Here is a 15,612-nt window from a genome sequence, read left to right as displayed (position 1 = left end):
CTCCTCGGGGCCGTCAGGCGGCCGGCGCGACGGGGGATTGTTCGGGCAAATGCGAGGGAGAGGCGGCGTAGGCGCGGGCGAGCAGCCGCATCGTGTGCAGGTCGCGCGCGGCCGACCAGGCGTCGCGCCCGGCCGGATCGCGCAAGGAGCGCCCGAAGGCCCGTACCTGCTCCAGGAACGGCGATGCCGCGGTGTCGAAGGCGAGCGGAGTCGTTTCGCCGGTGGCGCCGTCGATGAAGGCGACGCTCCCGCCCGCTTCCTGGCCCATCGTGTTGCGGGCGACCAACAGGCCCTTCGTGCCGGCGATCTCCAGGCGCCGGCGCGGCAGCGCGTCGGGGCAATTGTAGGCGACGTGCAGGCTCGCCAGCACGCCCGAGCCGGTCCGGCCGATCAGCAGCGCGCCGTCGTCGACGGCGTAGTCCTGCGCCCTCGCCTGGGTCAGCGCGGTGACGTCGAGGATCGGCTCGTCGAGGAGGAAGTCGGTCAGGTCGAGGCCGTGGGGGGCGAGGTCCATCAAGGCGCCGCCGCCGGCCTGGGCCTGGTCGATGCGCCAGTTCTGCTGTCCGGGAATCGCCGTCCAGCCCCGGTCGAGCCAGCAGGCATAGACGATGCGCACGCCTGTGACGGTGCCGACCCGGCCGGCGCGGATCTCGTCGCGGAGCAGGCGGTGGGCCGGGTGGTGGCGCTGGTCGAAGGCGGTGCCGTAGAGCGCGCCGGTGCGGGCGACCGCCGCCGCCATCGCCTCGGCATCTTCCAGCGCCGCCGCCATCGGCTTCTCGCACAGGATCGCCTTGCCGGCTTCGGCCAGCGCCTCGACGGCACCGCGATGCAGGTGGTTGGGCGTCGCGACGTAGACCGCCTCGACCTCCGGCTCGGCCAGCAGCCCGGCGAGGTCGGCATGGCCCCGCGCACCGAGCGCCGTGGCGGCCTCGCGCGCCTCGGCGCCGGGATCGCAGACCGCGACGAGGCGGTGCCCGGCGGCCCGGATCGCCGGCGCCATGAAGTCCCGGGCGACCCAGCCGAACCCGACGATGCCCCAGCCGATCGACGCCGACATCACCACCGCTCCGGCAAGTCGACGAACTCGCGGGTGCGGGCGCGTTGGATGGTCTCAGGTGTCGCCTCCAGGGTCTCGGGCCCCTCGGAGTGCATCGGGTAGGTGGCGCGGGCCGCGTATTCGTCGCGGTAGCGCTCGGACGGCCAGGCGATGGCGTAGCCCCCGGCCGGATCGGGCGCGTAGAGCGGGTTGAGCCGCAAGAGCGCCCCCTCCCGCGGCAGGGTCAGCCCGTCGACGAGGGGGCGGGGCGCCGGGCGCATGCCGGGGCCGCAGACGACCGAGAAGGCTTCGACATGGTCGAGGGCGGCCGGCTCGGCCGGAACCGGGGCGCGGGCCTCGACGAGGGCCCGGGTCAGCTCGTCGTCGTCGTAGACGAGCCCGTCGGGAAACAGCTCCGCGATCTCGGCCGAGGAGACCGCGTGCCCGGCCGAGAAGCCGGGCCGGGCGCTGTTGTGGACGTGGCTCAAGGCCAGCCACCCCTCCTCGCCGGCGGTCCGGCGCAAGGCTTCGAGGATGCGGGCCTTCTCGGGCAGGAAGTAGAACGCGTCATGGCACATCACGAGGTCGACGGGCGCCTGGTCGATCGGCCAGTGCGGGCCGGCGGCGTCGAAGCAGACGAGCTGCGGCCGCTGCCCGGCGACCCAGTGGCGGGCGACCCAGAGCTTGGCGAAGACGACGTCTCCCCCCGACACCCGGACTCCCCGCCCCTGCAACTCGCGCAGGTAGTGGCCGATGCCGCAGGCGAGCTCGAAGGCGCAAGAAGGCTTGTTCCAGTGCGCCTCCAGCAGGGCGAGGCCGGCGAGGTAGGTCGGGTCGGTCCAGCGATGGACGAAGTAGTCGCCGACCCGGCCCCAGCCGAGGCGGGCGCAGGCCTCGCGCAGGGAAACGTACTTCATCTCGCGCACGAGATCGCGCAGGACCGCCGGGTCGGCCTTCGGGCCGGTCCACCAATCGTCCTGGTCGGCGAGCAGGAGTTCGAGGGCGTGGCCGGGCGCGCCCTTGTCGAGATGGCCCAGCACGTCGCCGATCAGGCCGTCGCGCCCGACCCGCAGGTAGGGAATGCCGTCGACCACGGGCCAGCGCGGCCCGCGCTTGCCCTCGCGCAGGGAGTGGGGCGTATCGTGGTGCAGCGCCTCGCCGGTGACCGGCGAGAGGAGCCCGAACGGGATCACGGATGCGTTTCCTCGCGGCGCCCACCCGAGGGCGGGCTCTGACGTGAGATAGAGCGCAGGCGCGGACGCCCAAGGAGGTGCGGACACCCGAGGGCGTCCGGCCCGATCCTCACGGCAACCGCATGTCGGCGAGCACCCGATCGTGGAAACCCTTGACCGGGCCGTCATGGACCAGCGCCATCTCGCCCAGCACCGTGTCCATGGTGAGCGAGGCCGCCCGCAGGTGCTGGGCGATCTGCAGGACCCGGTCGATCACGTCGGCGGCGTGGAAGGCGCGGCCCTCCGCCGTGCGATCATCCGCCAGGATTTTTCGCGATGAGGCGACCACGTCCCGCAACGGCGCATCCAGCTCGGCGAGCGCCCGCTCGCTCAATCCGGCGATCACCGAATCGAGGTGGTCGCCGAGCAGGATCTCACCGGTGAAGCCGGCATCCGGCATCAGGGCGTTGTGCAGGTGATGGGCCAGCGCCGCCACGAACACCGTCGTCGGATCGGCGCCGTAGAACGGGCTCAAGGCCACGCCGTAGACCGCCACCACGAGGCAGTGCTCGGCGTGGTTCTCCGGCGGCTCGAGCAGGATGCGCGGCTTGCCCGGGCAGGTCACGCCGGCGCGCGGCTGGTCGGCCTGGAGCAGGGCGAAGTGCGGCAGGGGACCGGGGGTCCAGTCCCGCGGCGCGGCGAGGCAGGCGCGCAGACGCTCGGCGAGGGCCGGATCGAGCGGGCCCGCCACCTCGTCGAAGCCCCGCACCAGCACGGCGGAGGCTTGGGCCTGCGAGAGGCCGGCGAGGCTGAGAAAAGCAGCGTCGAGATCGCCGAGGCGGGAGGCGGCGAGCGCCTTGGCGGTGATGTCGAGGGCCAGCGCCTCCGGGTCGGCCCCGCCGGTCAGGGCGGACCAGGCCTGGAGGAAGAGCCGCTCGGCAATCGAGCCGTCGCGCCCGGCGGACCGGACGCGTTTGATGTCGTTGAGCTCGACCAGGAGCTCGCGCTGGGAGAGCGGGGCCTGAGCCCCGCCCGCCGCAACCTGGTGAGTGGGAACTTGGCTGCCGGCCATCCCTAGTGGACGCCGAGCCAGTCGAGCAGCATGCGCTCCTGCGCGCCGAAGGCGTGCTCGGGGCCGTGGCCGTTCTTGACCATCGGCGCCTTGAAGAACAGCGACAGCTGCTCCTGCACGCCGCCGTCGCCACGCTTCTTGGCGAGGTCGAGCACGCGGGCGATCTCGATCACCAGCGGCGCGGCCAGGATCGAGTCCTTGCACAGGAAGTTGATCTTGATCTGCATCCGCTGGCCGAGGAAGCCGGTGACGTCGATGTTGTCCCAGGCTTCCTTGTCGTCGCCGCGCGGGCGGTAATAGTGGATGTGGACGAGGTGATCCTCTACGGGATAGCCGAGGATCGAATCCAGCACCGTGCCCTTGGTGTTGAGCTTGGACTGCAGCGAGTCCTTGTCGTTCAGCGCCAGGCCGTCGCGGTTGCCGAGGATGTTGGTCGAGAACCAGCCGTCGACGTGGAGCGCCCGCGACTTGAGCGCCGGGGCCAGCACCGTCTTCATCATCGTCTGGCCGGTCTTGCCGTCCTTGCCGGCGACCGGGACGTTCATCTGCTTGGCGAGGTCGACGAGCGCCGGCACGTCGGCGGCGACCGAAGGGGTGAAGTTGGCGTAGGGAATGCCGTTCTTGATCGCCGCATAGGCGTAGAGCATCGCCGGGCTGATCGCCTCGTCGCTCGCATCCAAGCCGCGCTCGAAGGCGGCGGCGGAGTTCAGCGTCGGGTCGTCGAGGTCGGGCCAGCGCTCGGTCGAGGCGAGGTTGACCACCACCACGTCGTCGACGCCCGATTCCTCACGGAAGCGCTTGAGGTCGTCGGCGATGCAGTCGACCGCCTCGCGGTGATCCTTGGCGACGATGCGGTTGCCGCCGTCGATGTTCTTGCAGAACTTGGCGCTGCCGACCGCCGGCCACGGCTTCATGCCCTTGAGCACCTGGGCGCCGTTCTCGATGTCCTGCTTGGTCAGCACGCCGTGGCCCGCCGCCGCCGCGCCCAGATCGTCGCCGTTGAGGTCCCAGCCGCCGAAGACGAGATCCTTGTACCCGACCATTCCGGCCACCGCGTGGCCCGCAAGGGGCAGACCGTCGAGACGATTCGAACCGGACTTGATCATCTCGATGCCGGCGATGGCGGTGGTGGCGACAGCCCCACCCATGCCGACGAAAGCGACGCCAACGCGCCGACCGGGCTGCATGCTCATCGGTAGGGTTTGTCCTCTTCATGGCCCGCGGACCCCGGGCGGGGCGCCGGGGCAATCGTTACGCCCACTCCGCGTGGCGACTGGAAATGCCCCGGGGAGTATTTGGTTCCGGGTCACGCGCGATTTTTTCGCGCGCACGTGATCGCGCCGGGCGCCGCGGCGAGGGCGCGCCGAAGGTCTCGTTAACCATCCGGAGGGAAACGGTGCCGCAAAATGGCCTCAGGGCTCGCCGCGGCCTCGTCCCATTCTGGACACACCGGACGGCCAGAGGTGCCGGCGAGCGAAGCACGAAACACGGCGCGGCCTCTCAGGACCGGACCCGCGCCAAGGACAAAAGGTTGGAGATGGGGGTTTACCCGGAGCCGGCGCCCTGCGCCGACGACGCTGGCCGACTCGTGCCCGAGACGGGCACCGACACCATCCGCTGGCTCGATGCCCGCGAAGGCCACCATTCTGGATCGCGCGGCCGGGCCCTGTCCCTGGCCGCCTCGCTGAGCCGCAAGGCTGCCGCGGCGCTCGCCGTCGGCGTCGCCTTCGCGGCCTGCCTGCCGCAGGACGCCGTCGCCCCGGCGGCGGAGGCGCATGACCGGATCGACTTCTCCGTCCCCCGGCCACACGCGGCATCCCGCGGCCTGACGCCGGACTGGCCGGGCCCGGCGCTGGTCGAGGAGACCCCGAGCACGACGGCCCTGATCCGGGACGACCTCGAGCGCCTGCGCGAGGAGATGCGGGCGACGCTGGAGATGCGGAACGAAGCGCGTCCGAGCGACGATGAGTCCTTGGGCGACGACGCACGCGGCGCCCTGGCCGCACTGCCCCGGGAGGACGCGTCCGTGCGGGACGCCGCCCTCGCCCGAGAGGATTCCCCGTCCGTCGAGGTTGCCTTGCCGGAAGTCATGGCGCTGCCGGAGGTGACCCCGGACGGCCTGGTGGTCTTCGGCGACAAGAAGGTGCCGCAGGCGCTGGTCGCGACGATCGTGCGGGCCGCCCGCGAGACCGAGACCGATCCGGTCTACCTGATGGCGCTCGCCGACAAGGAATCGAGCTTCCAGCCGAGCGTCCGGGCCGCGACCTCGACGGCGGAGGGACTGTTTCAGTTCCTCACCGGCACGTGGCTCGAACTCCTGCGCAGCTTCGGCGCCAAGCACGGCTACTCGGCGGAAGCCGAACTGATCGAGAAGCGCGGCGGCACGCTGGTGGTCCTCAAGGAGGCCGACCGGCGCCGGGTGCTGGCCCTGCGGCGCGACCCCTACGCGGCGAGCCTGATGGCCGGCGAGATGATGAAGCGCGACCGCAGCCGGGTCGAGCAGCGCCTCGGGCGCGATCTCACGACGACGGAATGCTACTTCGCCCATTTCCTGGGCGCCGCGAGCGCCGGCAAGTTCATGGAATTGACGGCGGAAAAACCGCACCAGCCGGCCCAGGCCTCGTTCCGCGCGGCGGCGAAGGCCAATCGCAGCCTTTTCTTTCGTCGCGAGGGCCGGAAGACGCGCAGCCTGACGGTCGCCGAGGTCTATAGCCGACTCGACGGCATGATCGATCAGCGCCTCGACCGGTATCAACCGGTCGCGGCGTTCGCCGAGCAGATCGACATCCGGCGCCCGAGCGATGCCCCGCCCGCGGCCCTGAGCCAACTGCCTTGATTTTCTCCCCGGGCCTCATTGTGAGCGAAGCGGCCCGGGGGACGGCGCACGGGGAGGACAGCCCGTCGCCTCGGAACACTGCGATAACCCGGGATGCGTCCGCCGGTTCCGGACCGTTCGGAATTTTTTAACCGGTCTCCGGAAGCGTCTCGTGCTCCCGCACCGGCAGCTGGAAGTACAGATGGGCGACGCCCGGCAGGCCGTGTCGGATGGCGGCGCGCAGGTCGGCGGTGGCGCGGCGCAGGTCCTCGCCGGAGAGGCCGGGGGCGAGGTCGAGGGTGACGGCGAGCAGCACCGTGCCGGGTCCGAGCTGGAGGCTGCGCATCCGCTCGATCCGCACCACCCGGGGATCGGCCGCGAGGATCTCTCTCGCCTGCGCGATCACCCGCTGCGAGGCGCTCTCGCCGGTCAGCAGGCTGCGGGTCTCGCGAAACAGCACGCCCGCGGTGGCGATGAGCAGGCAGCCGATCGCCACCGAGGCGACGCCGTCGCCCTGCGGCCAGCCGAGGAAGCCGCTGGCGACCACGCCGACGAGGGCGAGGCCCAGGCCGATCAGCGCCGCCCCGTCCTCCAGGATGATCGCGAAGGTGCTCGGATCCTTGCTGCGGGTGACCGCGGTCCAGAGCGATTCGCGGGCGAAGCGGGCCCGCATCTCGCGCCGCGCCGTGCGGAACGACAGCCCCTCGAAGATGCCCGAGAGCACGATCACCCCGACATTGACCCACGGCGCCGTCATCGGCTCGGGATGGTGCAGCTTCTCGATGCCCTCGTAGACCGCGTAGGCGCCGCCGAGGGTGAAGATCAGTAGGGCGACGACGAAGGACCAGAAGTACAGCTCCAGCCCGTGCCCGAAGTTGTGGCTGTCGTCGGCCGGGCGGGCAGCGCGCCGCATCCCGTAGAGCAGCAACCCCTGGTTGCCGGTATCGACGAAGGAATGCACGGCTTCCGTGAACATCGCCCCCGACCCGGTATAGGAGGCGGCCGCGAGCTTGGTGACCGCGATGGCGAGGTTGCCGGCCAGGGCGGCGTAGACGACGAGCTTCGATCCCGATGGGGCCAAGGTGTTCGTATCCCAGATAGTCATGCGCCGGAGCGGCATTCACATCGACAGCATTCAGGGTCATCCCGGGGCCGCGCAGCGGAGCCCGGAATGACCCTGCGGGTGTCGGGGCAGTCAGAGAGAAACGCCTTCGCCCTCAATGCCCCCCCGCCGGCGCCGCCCCGCCCCGCTTGACGTTCTTGAGGATCATCGCGAGCGGCACCGCGCAGGCCGAGACCATGGCGAGGGCCCAGAACACGTCGATATAGGCGAGGAAGGCGGACTGGGTCTGGACCTGCTGGCCGATCCAGGCGACGGCCTGGTTCTGCGCGTCGACCGTGCTGGCGCCGCGGGTGGAGAAGAACTGCGTCGCGGCGCGCAAGGTCTCCTGGTAGGCCGGCTCCGTGGGGACGATGTGCTCGACGAGACGGCTGGTGTGGAATTGCTGGCGGTAGGCCAGGATGTTCTGGGCGAGCGACACGCCCATCGAGCCACCGACGTTGCGCGCGACGTTGATCAGCGCCGAGGCCTGGTCGGTCTGGTCCTTGGTGATCCCCTCGTAGGAGGCGGCGGTGATCGACAGGAAGATCATCGGCAGGCCGATGCCGATATAGATGCGCGACCAGACGAAGAAGCCGAAGTTGAGGTCGCCGTAGAGGTTGGTCAGATCAACCATCGCGAAGGCGATGATGGTGGCGCCGGTGGCGATGAGGTATTTCGGCTGGACGTAGCCCGAGACGCGGCCGATCACGAACATCATCAGGCAGGTGACGACGCCGCCGGGCGACAGGGCGAGGCCGGCCCAGGTGGCGGTGTAGCCGAAATAGTCCTGCAGCAGCTGCGGCAGGAACTGCGTGGTCGCGATCAGGATGGCGCCGGTCGCGAGCATCACCAGGAAGCAGGAGCCGAACTGGCGCTGGCCGAGCAGGCGCAGGTCGATGACCGGGTTCTTGTGCTTCAGCTCCCACGGGATCATCGCCACGAAGGACAGGACCGTCAGGCAGGCGAAGATGACGATCAGGTTCGAGCCGAACCAGTCCTTGCGCTGGCCCTCGTCGAGGACGACCTCGAGCGAGCCCAAGAAGGTCGCCACCAGGACGAAGCCGACGATGTCGAAGCGCACGCCCTCCCGGCGCAGGCGCTTCCGCTCCTCGATCGCCGATTTCGGGTCCTGAACCAGCCACCAGATCAGGAACAGGGCGATGGCGCCGACGGGTGCGTTGATCAGGAAGCACCAGTGCCAGGAATACTGGTCGGAGAGCCAGCCGCCCAGCGTCGGCCCGACCACGGGCGCCACCACGATGGCGACGCCGTAGAGGGCGAAGGCCTGTCCGCGCTTCTCCGGCGGGAAGGAATCCGCCAGGATCGATTGCGCCAGCGGCGCCATGCCGCCGCCGCCGAGGCCCTGGAGCACCCGGAAGAAGAGGAGCGACTCGAGGCTCCAGGCGAAGCCGCACAGGATCGACGACACCGTGAAGAGCGCGATCGCCGCCATGAAGAAGGCTTTGCGGCCGTAGCGCTTGGCGAGGAAGCTCGAGGCGGTGAGCACGATGGCGTTGGCGACGAGGTAGCTCGTCACCACCCAGGCCGCCTCGTCGGGACCGACCGCGAGGCCGCCCGAGATGTAGCGCAAAGCCACGTTGGCGATCGTGGTGTCGAGCACCTCCATGAATGTGGCGATCGCCACCACCATGGCGATGATCCACGGGTTGTGGTCGCCGGCGGCGCTGTCGGCGGGGTTCTGACCGCTCACGGTGCTTCCCCCGCGCCTAGCGCACCCGCACCGTCGGCACGATCGACATGCCGGGGCCGATCGAGACGTCGGTCGGCCAGTTGTCGACCGCGATCTTCACCGGCACGCGCTGCACCACCTTGACGTAGTTGCCGGTGGCGTTCTCGGCCGGCAGCAGGCTGAAGGCGGTGCCCGAGCCCGGCTGCACCGAATCGACCTTGCCGGTGATCTTGTGGTCCGGGTACGCGTCGATCTCGACATCGACCGGCTGGCCGGGGCGCATGTCGGTGATCTGGGTCTCCTTGAAGTTCGCCGTGACCCAGATGTCGTCGGGCACGAACATGCTGAGGGCCTGACCAGCTTGTGCGAACTGCCCGACCGCGCCGGTGAGGCGCACCACCCGGCCCGCCTGCGCCGTCGTCACGGTCGTGTAGGCGAGGTTCAGCCGGGCCTGCGCCTCCTGGGCGCGCGCCTGGGCGAGGCTCGCCTCGGCGCCGGCCTTCTGGGCCTGCAGCGAGCCGATCTGGCGCTGCGCCACCGTCACGGCGGCACTCGTGCGGTCGAAATTCGCCTGCTGCTGCTGCAGGTTCGAGGTCGATTGCTGCGATTGCTGCACCGAGCCGGCGCCGCGCTGGGCGAGATCCTGGTAGCGGGCGGCATCCTGCTTGGCGAATTGCAGCGCGGCCTTGGTCTGCTCGACCTGGGCCTTGGCCTCCTGGATGCTGCCGGCTTGCGCCTGGATCTGCGCCTCGAAGCCCTGGATCTGGGCCCGGGCCGACTCGACCTGCGCACGCGCCTGCTGGAGCGCCACCTCGTAGTCGCGGGTGTCGATCTGGAACAGCACCGCACCGGCCTCGACGTGCTGGTTGTCGGTCACCGGCACGGCGGTCACGTAGCCCGACACCTTCGGCGAGACCGCGAACTGGCGCGCATCGACGAAGGCGTCGTCGGTGCTCTCGTAGGGGTGGACGAAGGTGAGCCAGTACCAGTAGCCGCCGGCCGCCGCGAGGAGCAGCACCACCGCGCCGAGGACGAACCAGAGCGGATGACGCTTGATCAGGCTCGGCTTCTTCGCCTTGTTACCGTCGTCCTGCCCGGCGGACTCCTTGCCGTCGGCCTGCTGGTCCTTGCCCTCGGCCTCGTCCTGCGGCGTGCGCTCGCGCAGGGCGCGGGTGTTCTCCCGCAGGGCGCGCGTGTTCTCGTCGCGCACCGGGTCCTCTCTCGCGAAGTCTGATCTTCCGGCGTCCTGCCGCGCCACGACGGGCGCCGGCGCGTCCCGCCCGACTGGGGCCTCCGCCCGCGACTGATCGTCCAGCATGTCGTGAATTCCGCGCGACGGTCCGACCGGACCGGGCAAGGCGCCCGCCTCGGCCTGGAAGACGCCGGGGCGACAGCGCGAGTTCCGCGCTGCGGCAAAAAACTCTTCGGCAGACCGGGATGAAACCCGGATCCGCGTCGTCCGCGAGCATCCATGTCATCGGCGATCCGGGGAACGGCTACGCTCGGCGGACGTTGAGGCACGAAAAGCGGGGCCTTTCGCGACAGCCCACTGCGCGTCGTCCCGGAGGATGCTGCCATGAGTACTGGTACGCCGTTGCCCAATACCAATCCGGGCGGTTCGTCCCCCTACGGCTCCCCGCCCGATCCGCTCGCCCGTCTCACCGCGATGAGCGCGGTGCTCGCCCGCAACTGGTGGCTGATCGCGTTGCGCGGCGCCTTCGCGATCCTGTTCGGGATCGTGGCGCTGATCGCGCCCGGCGCCACGCTGCTGACGCTGGTGATCTTCTTCTCGGCCTACATGCTGGTCGACGGCATCGCCGAGATCGTGGCGGCGGTACGGGCGGCGGAACGGCACGAGCGCTGGGGCTACCTGCTCGCCGCCGGCCTCCTCAACATCCTGGTCGGCGTGCTCGCCTTCCTGATGCCCGGCAGCACGCTCGTCGCCTTCATCTACCTCATCGCCGCCTGGGCGCTGGTGACCGGCGGCCTGATGATCGCCGCGGCGTTCCGGCTCCACCTCGACCACGGCCGCTGGTGGCTGGCGATCGGCGGGGCGCTCTCGGTGCTGTTCGCGATCGCGCTGATCGCCAGCCCGGTCCTGTCGCTCCTGGTCCTCACCACCTGGATGGGCGGCTACGCCATCGCCTTCGGGGTGTTCATGCTGATCCTCGCCTTCCGGCTGCGCAGCCGGTTCGTCGGGACGGGCGGGACGATGCGGACGGTGTAAAAGGCGCTACCCTGAACCCTCCCCCCTCCGCGGGGGAGGGTGGCCTGCGGAGCAGGCCGGGAGAGGGGATCGCGACGCTGATCCAGGTGGCGCCCCTCACAACGGTTCATGCATTTCCGGAAGCGTGGTTCCCCTCTCCCGCCCCGCATCCGCGGGGCACCCTCCCCCGCAGCGGGGGGAGGGCTCAAGAGCGGCGCATCACGATAGGGAAGGCTTACGCCGCCTCCGCCCCCACCGCCGCCAGCGCGAAGGCGTAGATCAGCGCCACCTCCTCCAGCCGGTCGAACCGTCCTGCCGCCCCGCCATGGCCGGCTTCCATGTTGGTGCGCAGCAGGACCGGCCCGCCCCCGGTCATCGTGGCGCGCAGGCGCGCGACCCACTTGGCCGGCTCCCAGTAGGTCACCCGCGGGTCGGTGAGGCCGCCGAGCGCCAGGATCGCCGGATAGGCCTTCGCCGCGACGTTGTCGTAGGGCGAGTAGGACAGGATGGTCTCGAAGGCCTGGATGTCGGCGCCCGGGTTGCCCCATTCGGGCCATTCCGGCGGGGTGAGCGGCAAATCGCCGTCGAGCATGGTGTTGAGCACGTCGACGAAGGGCACGTCGGCGACGATGCCGGCGAAAAGCTCCGGCGCGAGGTTCGCCACCGCCCCCATCAGCATGCCGCCGGCGCTGCCGCCATGGGCGACGATGCGGCCGGCGCCGGTATAGCGCGCCTCGATCAGGGCGCGCGCGCAGGCGACGAAGTCCGTGAAGGTGTTGGGCTTCTTCTCGCGCTTGCCGTCGAGGTACCAGCGCCAGCCCTTCTCGGTGCCGCCGCGGACATGCGCGATGGCGTAGACGAAACCGCGATCGACGAGCGAGAGCGGGTTGGTGCGGAAGGCCGCCGACATCAGCGAGCCGTAGGAGCCGTAGCCGTAGAGGAGGAGCGGCGCGGTGCCGTCGAGCGGCGTATCGCGCCGGTGCAGCAGCGAGACCGGCACCTGCTCCCCGTCCGACGCGGTCGCGAACAGGCGCCGGGTGACGTAGGCCGCCGGGTCGTGGCCGCTCGGCACGTCCTGGCGCTTGCGCAAGGTCCGCTCGCGGGTCGTCGCGTGGTAGTCGTAGGTCTCCGCCGGCGTCGTCATCGACGAGTAGGTGAAGCGGATGAGGTCGGTGTCGAAGGCGTGGCCCGGCGAGAGGCCGAGGGAATAGGCCTCCTCCGCGAAGGCGACCGTATGCTCGGCGCCGCTCTCGGCGTCGCGCACGATCAGGCGCGGCCGGGCATTCTCCAGTTCCAGCCGCACGAGGTGGCGGGCGAGCACGTGCTGGAACCGGATCATCACGCCGGCCCGGTGCGGGATCAGGTCGCGCCAGTGGGCCCGGCCCGGACGGTCGAGGGGCGCCACCGCGATCTTGAAGTCCTCGGCGCCGTCGGCGTTGGTGAGCACGAACAATTCGTCGCCCCGGTGCTCGACCGAGTAGATCAGCTTGTGCTCCCGCGGCGCCACGACCCGCAGGGGCGCGAAGGGCGTGGCGCGCTCGGCGAGATGGACCTCGGAGGTCTCGTGGTCGTTCGCCGTCACCACCAGGTAGGCGCCGGACTGGGTCTCGCCGATGCCGACGAAGAAGCCCGCGTCGCCCTCCTCGTAGATCGTCTCGTCGTCGCTCTGCGGCGTGCCGAGGCGGTGCAGCATCACGGTTGCGGGGCGATGGTTCTCGTCGACCGCGACGTACCAGAACGCCTTGCCGTCGGCGCTCCACACCACGTCGCCGGTGGTGGCGAGAACCTGGTCCTCGCGGTCCCTCCCCGTCGCGAGGTCGCGGACCCGGATGGTGTAGAGTTCCGAGCCCTTCGTGTCGGCGCCCCAGGCCACCAGCGCATGGTCGTCGGAATGCGTGGCGCCCTCCAGGCTGAAGAAGGCGTGCCCCTCCCCTTCCCGGTCGCCGTCGATCAGGATCTCCTCACCCGAGTCTTCCTGGCCCTCGCCCGCGAGATCCCCGACGAGGCCGGGGGCGACGCGATCGGCCGGGCGGCGGCAGACCAGCGGGTGCTGCCCGCCCTCGCGGTAGCGGGTGTAGTAGGCGAAGGGGCCGTCGAGATCCGGCACGCTGCCGTCATCCTCGCGGATGCGCCCGCGCATCTCGGCGACCAGGGTCTCGCGCAAGGCCGTCGTGCCGGCGAGCGCGGCGTCCGAATAGGCATTCTCGGCCGTCAGGAGGTCGCGGATCTCCGCCGGCAGGGCGGCGGGGTCCTTCAGCACGTCCTTCCAGTTCTCCGCCTTGAGCCAGGCATAGGGGTCGGTCACCGCGCGGCCGTGGACGGTGACGGTGACGGGCCGGACGGGTGCCGTCGGCGCGGCGGCGGGCGGGCTCAGGCGAAGGGTCATGCGGCTCCCCGGGAGGTGGCGGTCGAGGCACCGATGTGCCGTCCCGGGGCCGCCGCCGCAAGGGTGGCCTAGGCCGCGGCCGCGACACCCTCGGCATCGGCGCGGATGCGATCCATCATCGCCCGGGCGCCGTTCGAGCGCTGCGCCGTCAGGTGCTCGGAGAGGCCGAGCTTCTGGAACAGCCCGAGGGCGTCGGCCCGGGCGGCATCGGTGGCGGTGCGGCCGTCGAAGAAGGCGATCAGCACCGCGACCACGCCCTTGGTGATGTGGGCGTCGCTGTCGCCGAGGAAGTGCAGCCGCGGCTCCGGGCCGGAGCGGTCGACATGCGTCTCGAGCCAGACCTGGCTGACGCAGCCGCGCACCCGATTGGCCTCGTTGTGAGCCTCCTCGGGCAGGGGCGGCAGCTTGCGGCCGAGTTCCATCAGGTATTGATGGCGGTCGTCCCACTCGTCCAGGAACTCGAAGTTGGAGACGATCTCGTCGATGGGCGGCAGCATGGGACCCGGGGGAAACGTTGGGGAGTCGAGACCCGGCATATAGGCGGGCGGGGGCCCGCCCGCCACCGTGTCAGGCCGGCAGCGTCAGCTCGAGCGGCGATTCCGGGGTGCCGGCGCCCGAGACCGCGATCTCGGCCTGGCCCGCATAGGCCGCGATCAGGCGGGGGCCGATCCGCGGCACGCCGGCCGGCGGCTCGCCGGCGACGCCGCCCGAGGTGATCCGCACCCGGACCGGATCGGCGCCCGCGCCCGCCGGCACCTCGACCCGGGTGACGCAAGCGGCGGCCTCGTCGGTGCCGTCGAGGCATTCGGCGACGATCTCGGCCAGGATCATGCCGAGCGCGTTGACCCGGCGCGGCTCCAGGAGCGCCGTGCGACCCGCCTCGACCGTCACGGCGATGCGCCCGGCCCGGCGCAGCTGGCCCAAGCCCTCCGCGAGGCGCGTCAGGTACTCGGCGAGGTCGACGCTGGCGATCTGCGGCGCCTCGTGCAGGTGCTGCTGCACCAGGGCGATCGCCCGCACCCGCTGGCCGAGCGCGTCGAAGGCCGGGCGGCAGGGTGCCGCCGCGGCGCGGCCGTAGAGCCCGATCAGGCTCACCGTGACCTGCAGGTTGTTGCGCACCCGGTGGTAGATCTCGGCCAGCAGCGCCTCCTGCTCGGCCATCGCCCGGGCGGCGTGCTCCTCGGCCTCCTTGCGCTCGGTGATGTCGAAGCAGGAGCCGGCGAAGCCCGTGAAGTCGCCGCCCTCGTGCAGCGGGTAGGCGTGGCCGTGGATCCACCGGAACGCGCCGTCGTGGCGGCGTAAGCGGTACTCGGCGCTGTGCGGCCGGCGCCGGGCATAGGCCGCCGCGAGAGCGGCCTCGTGCGCGTCCCGGTCTTGCGGATGCAGGCCGTCCTTCCAGCCGTGACCGAGCTCGTCCTCGGCCGCGCGGCCGCGAAACTCCGTCCAGGCCGGGTTGACGTAGATGAGGCGCGCCTGAGGGTCGGCGCGCCAGATCATCAGCCCCGCGCCCTCGGCGAAGCTGCGGAACGCCGCGTCCGGCAATGTCGTGTCCGCGGCCATGCCCCTCAACCACTCCTCAACGTCGCCGATCGCGTGCCTTCAGGGGCGGTCAACGTACCGGGCGCGGCGCCGTTCCGGCGCGACGGCCGGACAAAAAAGTCCCGCGCTCAGCGCCGGTTGAGGGCGAAGCGGCCGGGACCGGCGGCGGCGATCATCAGGAGGCCGCCGATGATCGACAGGTTCTTCATCGCCTGGATCTGGTTCATGCGGAACGCATCACCCGACATCGTCCAGAAGTTGTGGAAAAACACGATCGTCGCCAGGGTGAAGACGGCGAGCAGCACCGAGGCGGCGCGCGCGTAGAAGCCGAGGGCGATCAGGAGCCCGAGACCCAGCTCGGCCGCGATGGTGAGCCAGGCCAGCACCTCCGGGTAGGGCAGGCCCTTGCCCGAGACCGCGGCCACGACGCCGGCCGGGTTCATCAGCTTCTGGGCGCCGGAGACGCAGAACAGCACGACGACGAGGATGCGGGCGAGGCTGAAGACGGCTTGGCTCATCGGGGTGCTCCGGATTGATCGGAGCCCGTTGGAGAGCGTGGCCGTGGAACAGTCAAGCTGCTGTTAGAGCATTTTC

The 15,612-nt window shown here is 70.8% G+C and carries 13 protein-coding genes; 2 read left to right on the top strand and 11 right to left on the bottom strand.

Features of this window, described 5'->3' with window-relative positions:
* Nucleotides 1-13: 13 nt before the first annotated feature.
* From DK412_RS01830 to DK412_RS01815, 4 genes are all read right to left on the bottom strand, one after another.
* Complete coding sequence (locus DK412_RS01830) at nucleotides 14-1,057, bottom strand: Gfo/Idh/MocA family oxidoreductase (RefSeq protein WP_109970548.1); 1,044 nt, start codon at nucleotides 1,055-1,057, stop codon at nucleotides 14-16.
* Nucleotides 1,057-2,229 carry a methyltransferase domain-containing protein gene (locus DK412_RS01825; protein WP_109970547.1) on the bottom strand — a complete coding sequence of 391 codons (1,173 nt, stop codon included), beginning with the start codon at nucleotides 2,227-2,229 and terminating at the stop codon, nucleotides 1,057-1,059. The genes DK412_RS01830 and DK412_RS01825 overlap by 1 nt, the downstream gene beginning before the upstream one ends.
* 109 nt (nucleotides 2,230-2,338) lie before the next feature.
* On the bottom strand, nucleotides 2,339-3,280 hold the full coding sequence (locus tag DK412_RS01820) for a hypothetical protein (protein ID WP_109970546.1): 942 nt from the start codon (nucleotides 3,278-3,280) through the stop codon (nucleotides 2,339-2,341).
* A gap of 2 nt (nucleotides 3,281-3,282) precedes the next feature.
* Nucleotides 3,283-4,473, bottom strand: coding sequence for an inositol-3-phosphate synthase (locus tag DK412_RS01815; RefSeq protein WP_109970545.1), 1,191 nt, complete (start codon nucleotides 4,471-4,473; stop codon nucleotides 3,283-3,285).
* 395 nt (nucleotides 4,474-4,868) lie between these two features.
* On the opposite strand from DK412_RS01815, the gene DK412_RS30805 reads away from it, so the two are divergent.
* Nucleotides 4,869-6,116, top strand: coding sequence for a transglycosylase SLT domain-containing protein (locus DK412_RS30805; RefSeq protein WP_245447382.1), 1,248 nt, complete (start codon nucleotides 4,869-4,871; stop codon nucleotides 6,114-6,116).
* A gap of 127 nt (nucleotides 6,117-6,243) precedes the next feature.
* Here the strand turns inward: DK412_RS30805 and DK412_RS01805 are convergent, their stop codons facing one another.
* From DK412_RS01805 to DK412_RS01795, 3 genes are all read right to left on the bottom strand, one after another.
* Nucleotides 6,244-7,176: a cation diffusion facilitator family transporter gene (locus DK412_RS01805; RefSeq protein WP_109970544.1), complete on the bottom strand. Its 933-nt coding sequence runs from the start codon at nucleotides 7,174-7,176 to the stop codon at nucleotides 6,244-6,246.
* Nucleotides 7,177-7,312: 136 nt separating this feature from the next.
* Nucleotides 7,313-8,848, bottom strand: a complete 1,536-nt coding sequence (locus DK412_RS01800; protein ID WP_204165573.1) for a DHA2 family efflux MFS transporter permease subunit — start codon at nucleotides 8,846-8,848, stop codon at nucleotides 7,313-7,315.
* Nucleotides 8,849-8,924: 76 nt separating this feature from the next.
* A complete protein-coding gene (locus DK412_RS01795; protein ID WP_109970542.1) occupies nucleotides 8,925-10,205 on the bottom strand; it encodes an HlyD family secretion protein in 1,281 nt (426 codons plus the stop codon).
* 348 nt (nucleotides 10,206-10,553) lie between these two features.
* Here DK412_RS01795 and DK412_RS01790 point away from each other — a divergent pair, with 348 nt between their 5' ends.
* Nucleotides 10,554-11,114, top strand: a complete 561-nt coding sequence (locus tag DK412_RS01790) for an HdeD family acid-resistance protein (protein ID WP_245447687.1) — start codon at nucleotides 10,554-10,556, stop codon at nucleotides 11,112-11,114.
* A 214-nt stretch (nucleotides 11,115-11,328) separates the two neighbouring features.
* Here DK412_RS01790 and DK412_RS01785 read toward each other — a convergent pair whose 3' ends face one another.
* The 4 genes from DK412_RS01785 to DK412_RS01770 all read right to left on the bottom strand — a co-directional run bounded on the left by DK412_RS01785 (nucleotide 11,329) and on the right by DK412_RS01770 (nucleotide 15,536).
* Nucleotides 11,329-13,479, bottom strand: coding sequence for a S9 family peptidase (locus tag DK412_RS01785; protein ID WP_109970540.1), 2,151 nt, complete (start codon nucleotides 13,477-13,479; stop codon nucleotides 11,329-11,331).
* A 68-nt stretch (nucleotides 13,480-13,547) separates the two neighbouring features.
* Nucleotides 13,548-13,976: a SufE family protein gene (locus DK412_RS01780; RefSeq protein ID WP_109970539.1), complete on the bottom strand. Its 429-nt coding sequence runs from the start codon at nucleotides 13,974-13,976 to the stop codon at nucleotides 13,548-13,550.
* Nucleotides 13,977-14,046: 70 nt separating this feature from the next.
* Nucleotides 14,047-15,039 (bottom strand): PAS domain S-box protein, encoded by a 993-nt coding sequence (locus DK412_RS01775; protein ID WP_109970538.1) that lies wholly within the window; start codon nucleotides 15,037-15,039, stop codon nucleotides 14,047-14,049.
* A 107-nt stretch (nucleotides 15,040-15,146) separates the two neighbouring features.
* A complete protein-coding gene (locus DK412_RS01770; protein WP_109970537.1) occupies nucleotides 15,147-15,536 on the bottom strand; it encodes a DoxX family protein in 390 nt (129 codons plus the stop codon).
* Between the last annotated feature and the right edge of the window lie 76 nt (nucleotides 15,537-15,612).

The sequence above is a fragment of the Methylobacterium sp. 17Sr1-1 genome, assembly GCF_003173775.1.
Lineage (GTDB): Bacteria > Pseudomonadota > Alphaproteobacteria > Rhizobiales > Beijerinckiaceae > Methylobacterium.
Note: the sequence above shows the minus strand (reverse complement) of the source record. Positions and strands in the feature narration are given on the sequence as shown.